Raw genomic sequence first — 13,073 nt, forward strand, 5'->3', positions numbered from 1 at the left:
CAGTTATTTATGTTGAATTTTAGAATATAGAATGCCTGTCCGCAAATGGCAGATTATCTAAAAAATTGAAGTGCAGTTATTTGCGCTTTAGGCATACATTAGTATCAACTTTAAAAAAATTAATAAAAAAAGCACCCTTTTTTATGAGGATGCTTTTTTAACTTGAATATTTCTAGTTTTACCTATTTCTCTACACTACAGAAATAGCTTTTCAGCATCCGATTTTGTAAAAAATGTATTGTCATAGGTTCCTTTTTTCTTTGTTTATTGGTGCAAATATGGTGATTTTTTTTAAATCTGAAAGTTTTAGCTACTACGTAAGCCTTTTGCGTATTAATTTTTTTCGTTTAAATTTAATGTTTTAGACCTGCTAGGTTTTTAAAACCTACAAGGTCTTATTCCGACAAAGGAAGTCTTATGGCCGTAAATAAAAATGCATTAATACGATATAAAACCATTGATAAATGTCTTCAAAATCATTTTAGACAATGGACACTCAACGATTTAATTGAAGCTGTTTCTGACGCACTTTATGATTATGAAGGTAAAGATGTAGATGTTAGCAAACGTACTGTGCAATTAGATTTGCAAATGATGCGTAGCGATAAGTTGGGATATAATGCACCAATTGTAGTTTACGATCGTAAGTTTTATAAGTATGAGGATGCGGATTATAGTATTACCAACAGCCCAATTTCCAATCAAGATTTGAATAAATTATCTGAAGCGGTTTCTTTTTTAAAACAGTTTCAAGGCTTTTCTCATTTTAATGAATTAGGCAGTATGGTTCAGAAATTAGAAGATCATGTTTATACTCAAAAAACACATGAGAGATCTTTAATAGATTTTGAAAAGAATGATAATTTAAAAGGCTTAGAATTTTTAGATCAGTTGTATCAATTTATATTAAAAAAGGAAGCGATTGAAATCACGTATCAATCATTTAAAGCCCGCAAAGAAAGCACCTTTTTATTTCATGGTTATTTGTTAAAAGAATTCAGAAACCGATGGTTTTTAATTGGAAAAAGACGAAAAAATGAAGGTATCATGAATTTAGCTTTAGACCGAATAATTTCAATTAAAAAAAGTGAGAAGCCTTATAATTTTGATGTTAATTTTGATATCGAAACATTTTATAAAAACGCTATTGGAGTTTCTGTAAGTCCGACATTAGAACCAGAAAAAGTAATCCTTTACATCACCCACAAGCAAGCACCATACATATTAACCAAACCTTTTCATCATTCGCAAAAAGAGATTGATAGAGATCATTATGGAGTCACCATTACTTTAGATGTTCAATTAAATTTTGAATTAGAAAAAGAGATTTTAGGTTTGGGTGAAGGTATAAAAGTGATTGCTCCAGAACGCTTAAAACGAAATATAACAGAACGCTTATATGATGCCGTTGATACCTACGAAACTGAGATTAATGACAAAAGCCTAAGAACGATTGCAAAACGCTTAGAACATAAAGGTTTTGGAATGCTCAATCATGTCTACACCAAACGTGACATTAGAAAATTAAAATCGCGATTTGATACTTATTTTAAAGAACACAATGAGCAGACTTTTGGAATGCGTGAAGTCCTCAAAAAGATGCCCGAATTAAAAGATATTCTATTCAATAAGAATTTTAGAAAAGTGGTGAAATCCATAGACAAAAAGACCTTTTTAACCAAAGCGATATATTTTGACAAATCACCAAAAGACAATTGGTATGTGACATGGCATCAAGACGTACAGATTAATGTTTTAGAGAAAATTGAAACAAAAGGCTTTTCAGCTTGGACAAATAAAAAAGGAGTTATAAGTGTACGTCCACCTGAAGAAATTTCTAAAAATACATTTTCAATGCGAATTCATCTCGATGATACCACTGTTAAAAATGGAGCACTTAAAGTGATTCCAGGTTCTCATAATAAACAGTTGCGTACTGAAGAAATTAAACTAATTAGTACGAATTCGATTCCTTTTGTGAGCGAAGTATCCTCTGGAGGTGTGCAATTATTGAAGCCATTAGTATTGCATGCTTCGTCTGAAACTACGGTTCAAAAAAGACGACGTGTTTTACATTTAGAGTTTTCGTCTATAGAATTACCACAGGGTTTACAGTATGCAGAAAGAGAAGATTTATTTAGTAATTCTTAAACATATTTCGTCATCGGCCTTGAGGCTTTCTGAGTGCTCAATAAATATAAATTCTGATTTATACTGCGCTTGAATTAACCAAAAACTAGCATTAAAATAAGACGTTATTACCGTCGCTTTTAAATCCGATTTTTCTACAATTTGAATCTGATGCGCATACATAATCCCATAAGGTTCAATGACATTAAATTCACCAAAAAACGAGGCAATTAATGGGCGTCTAGGATTTTTATATAAGTTTTGAGGAGTGTCTTTAGCTATGATTTCTGCTTCATTAAGCACAATCATTTGGTCTGCAAAGCCAAGCACGTCATTTCTGTCGTGAGTAGCAACGATACAAGCTATATTTTTTGATTTTAAATAATTAAAAACATTACGTCGCAAACCTTGTTTTTGGAAATTATCAATATGACTAAAGGGTTCGTCCAACAGTAAGATTTCAGGCTCTTTTGCTAATGCTCTTGCGATCGCTACCCTTTGCTTTTGGCCACCGCTTAAAAATTTAACTTTGGTTTTCGCAAAGGCTTCCAATTCTACAACCTTAATAAGTTCCTCTGTTCGCCTTTGCTTTTCTTCAGGATAAAAACGCGATAAGTGCTTCCCTATATTTTCTTCCACTGAAGTTACGGGCATTAAATCAAATTCTTGGGTCACGTATTTCATAAAATCATAACCCACAACCAAATTGTATTTTGGGCCAAGAATTTCTTCATCCTTCCAAAAAATGTGACCTTCCTTTAAATCGTATTCGCCATAAATAAGTTTGAGAAGTGTACTTTTTCCCGAACCACTTTCTCCAATAATAGCAAGATGCTCTCCGGCTTTGACTTTAAAGTCAATCGCTTTTAAAACCTTAGTTTTAGAATACCCAAAAGTGACATGTTTTACTTGAAGCATGTTGCAAAAATACTACATCGTTAAAGAATTGTCATAAAAAAACCGTCCCGATTAATAGCAGGACGGTTTTGAACTATTTACAGTCTATAAATTATTTCTTTATAAACTTTCGCTTTATAATTTTTCCTTCGGATTCTAATCTTAAAAAGTAAACTCCACTTGTTAAACTTGAAACATCAATAGTGCTCGATGTAAGTTTTTGGTTAAGCATACGTTTTCCATTCACATCAAAAACCGTTGCTATTTTATTAATAATGTCTGCAGACGTTTTTATGGTAAGTTCTGCTTCAACTGGGTTGGGATAAATCGTTACATCTATTAACGTTTCATCTATGATACTCAATGTTGAACCTTCAAAAATTGTATGCGATGTATTTATTTCAGGATTCTCAATAAAATCTACGGTACCAGATGGCCAATAAATAGTGATGCTGTTTATACTTGTTAAAGTACCAATACCAAAATGCGTATTTAATGTACTCATAAACTCAAAACCTTCTCCACTCCTAACATCTCTTATTTGGATACCATTATCTGTTTGTATTTCTACTCGTGCACCAATACCATTTATATTACTAGTTGTACCTACCGTATTAATTTTAATCCAATTATTACTATTTGTATTATTTAGATAAATATTACCATTACTGAAAACATCTAAGAAACCATCATTATTAGTATCCCCAATAGCACCACTTGACGGAATATAATCATCACCAGGATTATCATCAGAAAAATTAGTAAATGTGAAATCACCATTATTAAATAATATATCACCATTACTTAAAATATCCACATAACCATCATTATCGAAATCTGCTGGAGCATTTTCTCGTCCTAATTGCGCGTCTAAAACTCCAGAACCCGCTGTGACATCAGTAAAAGTACCATCCCCATTATTACGCATCAATTTAGAATCTCCGTCAACAGTACTACTAGCACCGACATAAACATCCATATCTCCATCGTTATCAAAATCTGCCCAAGCAGAAGACCAGGTTTGTACCAAGTCACCCAAATTTGAAGAATTATTATGACCTACACCTGGATAATTGGTATTGTGCCAACCATTACTATCTGCAATATTAACAAACACACCATTGCCATCGTTTCTCCATAACTCATTAATACTAATTGAAGAACCACCTCTACATTTCGCTATAAATAAATCCATATCTCTATCATTATCAAAATCTATCCAGACAGTTCCATAATTACCACCACCAGGTACCAAACCAAGACCATTTGGTAATGCTGTACTTTGACCTTGGTAAAAGGTTAAATCATTACTACCATCATTAATGTAATACACATTTGCTTGTACATCATGACAAACAAAAGCATCTAAATGACCATCGTTATTTATATCAACGAAATTAGACCGTTGAGAGAACACATATTCTGATCCAGATATTTCTGTATAGTCCGTACCTGTATTGTTGGCTTTCATAAATGTAACACCACCATAACCTCCGTAGACAAGGTCGTTATAGCCATTGCGATCAAAATCTCCTGCAGCCAAACTCCAATCTGGAGTATTCTCTACTTCTGGCATTGCTATATTAATCATGTTAAAACCACCTGATGCCAATTGGTAATGCACATTTATAGTATTACCAGTAGTAGAAACAGAAACAACATCATCTAAAAAATCACCATTTAAATCTACAAGAGCAATATCGTAAGCACCTGTTGTATTTATCGGGTTTGAAGTAAATGCTGCTGGATAACTAGAAGTATCTATTCCTGTTGTAAAACTTTCACTCATCCAATTGCTATACCCACCAGTATTACAAATTGCTCTTATATACATCATATAATCTGTTAATGGAGAAAGACTATTAAAGCTATAGCTATTTGTTCCTATCGTATTCCCAGAAGTTGGAATACCTTCAGAAGCTAACATTATAGCAACTTCCCAAGACGTTTCTGACCCACCTGCTACCCAATTAACGATAGCACCTGAGGCATTGATACTACTTACTGTTACCGATGACACATTGGGGCACTCTGGTGGAATAGAAGAACTAATTAAAGGAGAATCGATACAAAAACCCCAACCATAAGAATTGTGATCGTCATAATAAATACGATATTTAAATCCTGTTAATTGCAATGCCGTAAATGATGCAATATTTAAGCTTTCACTTGTAAAATTTGTTGAAGTTCCATCGCAAAAATTGGAATAATCTGAAGAATTATCTTCTAGCTCACTCCCCCAATTTACCCATTCACTAATACTGACATCCCAATACTGAAGATGTAAAGATTGATCATTTTGCCATATATTAAAAACATAGGGAAATACAACCGCTAATTCCGTTTCGCCGACATTATATGCTGCACTAAGATCTATAATTGGAGACTCTACTGCAATAGTGTTATTAGAAGCTCCACCAGCAAGATTATCATCAAATGAAAATGATGAACTTGTCAATGTTGGGTCTTCAAATAAATAGGCAGAATCGTAGCTTCCTGAAAGTGTCCATTGGCTATTAGGCCAATTCGCTACTTGATTTAATTGTTGCGCATAACTGTACGCATAAATCAAGGTTAAAAATAATGTAAAGAGTAATGTTTTTCTCATATCCTTTTTTTTAATTACAATTTATATTTAATGAGTTTATCCATGCCTCAATAAGTTGAACCCCTTCCGTATGCACAATGGTACGTGCTAATAAGGGCATCCGAGTTGAGGGTTCTGTGGCACTTATTCTAAAATGCATGACAGAATTTCTTGCGTCACCTGGCACTACAATGTGGTCAAGTCCAAAACCAAGATTAGTATCCGCCTCAATACAAACACCCATGTTAGTAATATCTTCGGTAGACAAAAAGTCTAATCGCATGGGTCTATATGAACAATGTGTATTTTCTGAGTGGCAATGTGCACAATTAATATCTAAGTAGGCTCTTACTCTTAGCCCCAACGTATGACTTTCGTCACTATAATCTGGAAGTGTTGAAATTGTTGCCGGTAATGTATTTTCTATATACCCAAGACTTACCAACTTTTCTAATTGATTTGCTGTACCATCACTATAATCATAGCTTAAATTTAAGTTCCTCGGTTTAGGACCAATTGGTCTTGCTATTTCGAATACTTTATGACAGGTGTGACATTCCGCCGCAGAAGGAATTCTATATTCTACAGATTTAGTCTCTCCATCTTGCTGCCATTGCACATCTACATAGCTTCCATTCATATCCAACAAAGCTTCTGATTGTTCGTTATTCCAAGCATAATTTGCAAAAATCCAACCTTCTTGTTTTCTAATTATTAATCGTGTTTCTAAAATTTGTGTTGTGTTATCCGGAAGGACATTATCGTAGTAAAAGTTCTTTATTAAAATGGTTCCCACAGGAAAATCTAAAAGTTCATTTTCATTTATAAATGAAGCTTTACTATTGTTGGGCATCCAGATGAAACGCTTTTTCTTCGCATAATCACTAAATAAAGTGGAATTTAAACTATATGGAATTACACCATTAGTAGGCTCTAAGTTTTGTAATTCCCCTTCAAAAAATTGATAGTCTGACAATGATGAAAATGGCATATTCTCTAAGTCGTAAAGAACACTAGAGCTTGATGTGATAGTCACAGAAATTTGTTCAGTTTTACAATCTCCCGAAGTGCTGCAGATAGTATATTCAAAATTATCTACACCAACTTCATTCGGATTAGCCGTATATTTTATATGGTCGTCACTTGGGTTGCTGGGTGTATTATTAACATCTATTATTACAACGCTCCCCTTAACAGGTTGACTCAGTGACAATTCTCCGGTTACAGGAATATTAAAATCATTAAGAAATATAAAAATTTCAATTTCTGAATTTTGGACAATAGTCAAATTATCCGGGTTAGTTTCAATGATTAATGGAGATAAGCCATCATCACTGCCACAAGAACACAGAAACAAAACTGAAAGAAAAAATAGAATGTAATTTTTTTTCATACACAATGCTGATACACTATCAATAAAACAGTTAAATGTTTAAAAACCCTACAAAAGTTAGCTAAAAAAAATCAATAGTCACCTGAAACAGAATTTTATATTAAGAATTCTGCAGTTTCTGACATCGACCAAGTAAACAGTAAAAGAATCTAACTACAATTTCGGAAGCACTAATCTTTTACTTTTTCTTCAGTTTTTGATGGTAATACTTCAAATCCCATATTATATAATGTAAAACCAAAAATGTCTGCGTATTGTTCAATGGTTTTACTAACAGGTGTACCAGCTCCATGACCAGCATCCGTTTCAATTCTAATCAATGTAGGGTTATTACCCGTTTGTTTACTTTGTAATTCGGCAGCAAACTTAAAACTGTGTGCTGGTACTACGCGATCATCATGATCTCCAGTAGTAACTAATGTTGCAGGATATTCTACACCTGCTTTCACATTATGCACAGGTGAGTAGGCTTTAAGGTAATCAAACATTTCCTTACTGTCTTCTGCAGTTCCGTAATCGTAAGCCCAACCCGCTCCAGCAGTAAACGTATGGTAACGTAACATATCTAGAACGCCAACTCCTGGCAAGGCTACTTTCATTAACTCTGGGCGTTGGGTCATTGTTGCTCCAACTAATAAACCTCCATTAGACCGGCCGCTAATAGCTAAGTAATCTGATGATGTATATTTTTCTGAAATAAGATATTCTGCAGCAGCAATAAAATCGTCAAATACGTTTTGCTTTTTAAGCTGCGTTCCTGCGTTGTGCCATGCTTTTCCATATTCACCACCTCCTCTAAGGTTAGGTACAGCATAAATTCCTCCTTGCTCTAACCAAACCGTATTTGCAATACTAAAACTTGGTGTTAAACTGATATTAAATCCGCCATAACCATAAAGAATTGTTGGGTTTTTACCGTTGAGCTTTATGCCTTTTTTGTGTGTAATAATCATGGGTACCTTAGTACCATCTTTAGAGTTATAAAATACTTGCTTGCTTTCGTAATCTTCTGGATTGAAATCAATACTCGGTTTTTTATATAATTCAGAGGTCCCGTTTTCTATATCGTATTTATAAATACTTCCAGGGGTTACATAGTTCGTAAAAGAATAATACAATTCTTTTTCGTCTTTCTTTGCACCAAAACCAGAAGCCGTACCAATGCCTGGTAATTCAACTTCTCGTATTAGTTTCCCATTATAATCGTACTGCAATACTTTTGAAACGGCATCAACCATATAATTGGCGAAAAAGTAACCTCCACCAGTTGATGGACTTAGAACATTTTCTGTTTCAGGAATAAAATCTATCCAATTTTCTGGAGTTGGATTTGAAGCATCTACAGTTACAATTTTTTGATTAGGCGCGCCCAAATTCGTCATTATGTAAAGCTTAGACCCAACGTTTTCAATAATGTTTGAATCACTATCGGTATGATCTAAAATCGTTATAAGTTTACCATTTGGTTTTGATAAATCTTTAATAAAAAGCTTATTACCAGACGTTGATACACTTGCTGTTATAATTAAGAAATTATCATCTTCAGTAACTCCGGCTCCAATATATCTGTGTTTTTCTTCTGGTGTACCACCAAAGATTAATTGATCTTCAGTTTGTTTTGTGCCTAATTTGTGATAATATACTTTGTGTTGATCTGTTTTTGCTGATAATTCACTTCCTTCTGGCTTATCATAACTTGAGTAATAAAACCCTTCGTTTTTATACCAAGACATACCGCTAAATTTGATATCGACCAATGTATCTTCAACAATTTCATTGGTTTCCACATTCATGACCAAAATTTTTCTCCAGTCGCTTCCTCCTTCAGAAATAGCATAGGCTAAAGTTTTTCCGTTTTTTGAAAAGCTCATACCTCCTAATGAAATAGTTCCGTCTTCTTTAAATGTATTCGGATTTAAGAAAACCTCAGCGGTTTTAGGATCTTCACCTGTTTTGTATCTGTAAATTACGGATTGATTTTGTAAACCATCATTTTTCGAAAAATACGTATAATCACCTTCAACATATGGTGCACTGATTTTTTCATAATTCCAAAGCTTTGTAAGGCGCTCTTTTAATTCTTCGCGGTAAGGAATATTGTCCAAATACCCGAAAGTAGCTATATTTTGAGCCTTAACCCATGCTTCTGTCTCTTTACTTCTATCGTCTTCTAACCAACGGTAAGGATCGGCTACTGATTCACCAAAGTAAGTGTCTATAGTATCTATTTTATGAGATTCCGGGTAATCTACGGTAATAATCTTTTTCACAGTTTCAGTTTCGTTTTTACAGGACACAAAAATTGTTAGCACTAAGACAAGATGAAGTATTTTTTTCATAATTAAGCTTTTAGAAATAAAACAATATTATTTCAAATATAAGGTTTTAGTTATTTGATATTATCAAACCGCTAAAAACTTACAGAACCTGGGTCCGTAATATAGACAGCATTTCAACTAATTATATAATTAATTAGTTGAAATGCTTGAAAATATTGCTATTATGAAAAAAATTAAAATACGTGTTTATGGTATTACACTAAACCATTTTCAATAAGATATTCGGCAATTTGAACCGTATTTGTAGCTGCTCCTTTTCTAAGGTTATCACTAACAACCCACATATTTAGAGTGTTTGGTTGAGAACCATCTCGTCTTAATCTACCTACAAAAACATCATCTTTACCATGTGCAAACATTGGCATTGGATATGAATTTGTTTCTAAATTATCTTGAATTGTAATACCATCAGTAGCATTAAGAAGTTGTCTTACTTCATTAACGTCAAAATCATTTTCAAACTCAACGTTTATTGCTTCACTATGTCCACCAGCTGTTGGAATTCTAACAGCAGTTGCAGTAACGGCAATAGTGCGATCTCCTAATATTTTTTGAGTTTCGTTTACCAACTTCATTTCTTCTTTGGTATATCCATTATCTTCAAAAACATCGCAATGTGGAATTGCATTTTTATGAATTGGGTAAGGATAAGCCATGTCTCCTTTTATACCTGAAATTTCATTTTCCATCTGCTCAACGGCTTTTACTCCAGTCCCAGAAACAGATTGATATGTTGAAACAACAATACGTTTAATTTTATATTTTTTATGAAGTGGTGCCAATGCCATCACCATCTGAATCGTAGAACAGTTAGGATTAGCAATAATTTTATCTGTTTTTTCTAACTCACTAGCATTAATTTCTGGAACTACTAATTTTTTAGAAAGATCCATTCTCCATGCTGAAGAATTATCAATAACGGTTGTACCAACTTCCGCAAATTTTGGAGCCCATTCTAATGAGGTATTTCCACCTGCAGAAAACAAAGCAATATCCGGACGTTTTTCAATAGCAGTAGGAATACTAATTACCTCAATATCTTTGCCCTTGAATTTTAATTTATTACCAACAGAACGTTCTGAAGCTACTAATAATAATTCGTCTAAAGGAAAATTACGCTCCTCTAATACTTTAAGCATTACGTTACCCACCATGCCTGTTGCACCTACAATTGCTACTTTCATAAAATATTTAATTTAAGATTTCAAAATTATGATATTTCTTTAAGTAAAGCATTCATTTTCACCTTAAAAATGTGACAAAAATAATGGGTTGTAATTATTAATTTTACAATAAAAAAAGAAACCCAGACTGGATCAGTCTGGGTTTAGTTAAAAATAATAGTGTAGCGATGACGCTATACGCGTTTTATTTTTTTAATGAATCTCTGATTTCAATTAATAAATCAACTTCAGATGGTCCTGCAGGCGCAGCTGGTGCAGGCTCTTCTTTCTTTTTCATATTGTTAACTCCTTTTACTACAAGGAACATTACAAATGCCACAATGATGAAGTCAATTACATTGGTTAAAAATGTACCATATTCTAAGAAAACATCACCTACCATTTCTCCAGCATCGTTTAATGTTCCCTCTTTTAATTGGTATCTCAACGCTTTAAAGTCTGAATCGAAAATCATACCAATTAATGGAGATACGATACCTCCTGTAAATGCAGTAACCACTTCTTTAAAAGCAGCACCCATTACAAAACCGACAGCAATGTCTACAAGGTTACCCTTCATTGCAAATTCTTTGAATTCTTTTAACATAATCTATTGTATTTTAATTTTTAGTTAGGTTATTAATAAGACACTAAGTTACTAAAAAAGTCACAAAATGTTAAAAAATGTTTTTAAGGTAGGAATACACGCTTTATGCGCTTAGATAATGCGGTTACTATTTCATAAGAAATCGTACCTGCCGATTCCGCAATTTCATTGGCTGTATGTGCCTTATCAAATATAATGACCTCATCTCCTTCCTTACAATTAATGTCTGTAACATCGACCATAATCATATCCATACAAACATTACCTATGATGTAGGCTTTCTTATCATTTATAAAAACAAAGCCTTTTTTATTACCATAAACCCGACTTAAACCATCTGCATGGCCAATAGGTATTGTTGCTACCCTTTCATTACGATTAGAGGTGTAAGCTCTGTTGTAACCAACAGATTTCCCTTTATCAATCTCATGGATTTGAGAGATAACAGATTTTAAACTTGCTATAGGTTCAAAATTCTTATCTTCTAATTCTGAATTTCCAAATCCATATAAACCAATTCCGCTTCGCACCATATTGAAATGCGCTTCAGGATAATTAAGAATTCCAGAAGTATTACATAGATGTAACCATGGCTCTATTCCTGATTTTGTTTTGAAAGTTTCAGCTATAGATTTGAAAGTTTCTATTTGTTGCTTTGTAAAATCTTTTTCTTCAAGATCTTCACTCGCTGCTAAATGAGAGAATATTGATTTTACTTTTACCGCTGTTGTTAATTCTAATTTAGAAACAATAGTATTTATATCTTTTTGTTCAAACCCTAAACGATTTAAACCTGTATTGAATTTAATATGAATAGGATAATTCTTTTGTCCTCGTTTTTCTGCAACGGCTATAAAATCGTTTAATAATCGAGCGCTATAAATACTCGGTTCTAAACATCTATCAATTAAAGTTTCGGCGTTTAAAGACTGTGGATGCAAAACTAGGATAGGAGTTGTAACGCCAGCATCTCTTAAATCCACACCTTCTTGTGTGTAAGCCACAGCAAAATAATCAACATTTAATTTTTGAAGATGTTTTGCTATTTCAATAGCATCACTACCATATGCAAAGGCCTTAACTACGGCTAAAAATTTTGTTTGAGGTTGGAGCTTCGATTTTAAATAATTGAAATTATGTGTAAGCGCGCCTAAATCAATCTCGAGTATAGTTTCTAGAGCTTTAGACATTTGGCTTATCTTCCTTAGAGTCAATCTCTTCTACGTCGTTAACCTTCATTTGTCGCACTTTATCACGTTGCATACTTTTATAATAAGCAGCTCTACTTAAGGGTTCATATTCGTCCACTTCTCCAAGCAAAACCAAATCATCACTCAATGCTTTTCTGTAACTGTATTGTGCTAAATTCCCGGTTTTTGTACAAACAGCATGTACTTTAGTAACATACTCTGCAGTCGCCATAAGATTAGGCATTGGTCCAAAAGGATTGCCTTTAAAATCCATATCTAATCCGGCAACTATAACCCGGACTCCTTTGTTGGCCAAATCATTACAAACGCGAACAATCTCATCATCAAAAAACTGAGCTTCATCAATACCAACCACATCACAACCATCTGCTAAAATTGGAATATTAGCAGCAGCAGGTACTGGTGTAGAACGGATTTCATTAGCATCGTGAGACACCACCATCTCTTCATCATAACGCACATCAACAGAAGGTTTAAAAATTTCTACCCTTTGTTTTGCAAATTGCGCACGTTTTAGTCGTCGGATTAACTCTTCGGTCTTACCGGAGAACATAGATCCGCAGATGACTTCAATCCACCCAAATTGTTCTTTCTGATTTACTGTATTTTCGAGAAACATTTTGTAATTTTAGCACTAAATCGGAGTCAGACTCCGTTTTTATAAAGGTTACGCAAATTTATTAAAAATCAAAAGTAAAACTTACGAAAAGCAAATAAAGAAATTATTTTCCTTTTTTATTTGAATT

9 protein-coding genes are annotated in these 13,073 nt (G+C 33.6%); 1 reads left to right on the top strand and 8 read right to left on the bottom strand.

All coding sequences use genetic code 11. The features are described from left to right. Positions 1-417 precede the first annotated feature (417 nt). Complete coding sequence (locus HM992_RS02870; protein WP_179318647.1) at positions 418-2,151, top strand: phytanoyl-CoA dioxygenase family protein; 1,734 nt, start codon at positions 418-420, stop codon at positions 2,149-2,151. On the opposite strand, the gene HM992_RS02875 is transcribed toward HM992_RS02870, so the two are convergent. From HM992_RS02875 to HM992_RS02910, 8 genes are all read right to left on the bottom strand, one after another. Continuing rightward, complete coding sequence (locus HM992_RS02875; protein ID WP_179318648.1) at positions 2,134-3,048, bottom strand: ABC transporter ATP-binding protein; 915 nt, start codon at positions 3,046-3,048, stop codon at positions 2,134-2,136. The genes HM992_RS02870 and HM992_RS02875 overlap by 18 nt on opposite strands. Before the next feature lie 91 nt (positions 3,049-3,139). Then, on the bottom strand, positions 3,140-5,635 hold the full coding sequence (locus tag HM992_RS02880) for an FG-GAP-like repeat-containing protein (RefSeq protein ID WP_179318649.1): 2,496 nt from the start codon (positions 5,633-5,635) through the stop codon (positions 3,140-3,142). Between the two features lie 10 nt (positions 5,636-5,645). After that, positions 5,646-7,007 (bottom strand): Ig-like domain-containing protein, encoded by a 1,362-nt coding sequence (locus tag HM992_RS02885; protein ID WP_229720432.1) that lies wholly within the window; start codon positions 7,005-7,007, stop codon positions 5,646-5,648. 170 nt (positions 7,008-7,177) lie between these two features. Next, complete coding sequence (locus tag HM992_RS02890; RefSeq protein ID WP_179318650.1) at positions 7,178-9,346, bottom strand: prolyl oligopeptidase family serine peptidase; 2,169 nt, start codon at positions 9,344-9,346, stop codon at positions 7,178-7,180. Between the two features lie 194 nt (positions 9,347-9,540). Then, positions 9,541-10,530, bottom strand: a complete 990-nt coding sequence (locus HM992_RS02895; protein ID WP_178986503.1) for an aspartate-semialdehyde dehydrogenase — start codon at positions 10,528-10,530, stop codon at positions 9,541-9,543. Positions 10,531-10,714: 184 nt separating this feature from the next. Then, the gene (gene mscL, locus HM992_RS02900) at positions 10,715-11,116 is read right to left on the bottom strand and encodes a large conductance mechanosensitive channel protein MscL (RefSeq protein WP_178986502.1); all 402 of its coding nucleotides are present in this window, start codon (positions 11,114-11,116) and stop codon (positions 10,715-10,717) included. Between the two features lie 83 nt (positions 11,117-11,199). After that, a complete protein-coding gene (alr, locus tag HM992_RS02905; RefSeq protein WP_179318651.1) occupies positions 11,200-12,306 on the bottom strand; it encodes an alanine racemase in 1,107 nt (368 codons plus the stop codon). Further along, positions 12,299-12,946: a thymidine kinase gene (locus tag HM992_RS02910; RefSeq protein ID WP_178986500.1), complete on the bottom strand. Its 648-nt coding sequence runs from the start codon at positions 12,944-12,946 to the stop codon at positions 12,299-12,301. The genes alr and HM992_RS02910 overlap by 8 nt, the downstream gene beginning before the upstream one ends. Between the last annotated feature and the right edge of the window lie 127 nt (positions 12,947-13,073).

The sequence above is a fragment of the Winogradskyella helgolandensis genome (assembly GCF_013404085.1).
Lineage (GTDB): Bacteria > Bacteroidota > Bacteroidia > Flavobacteriales > Flavobacteriaceae > Winogradskyella > Winogradskyella helgolandensis.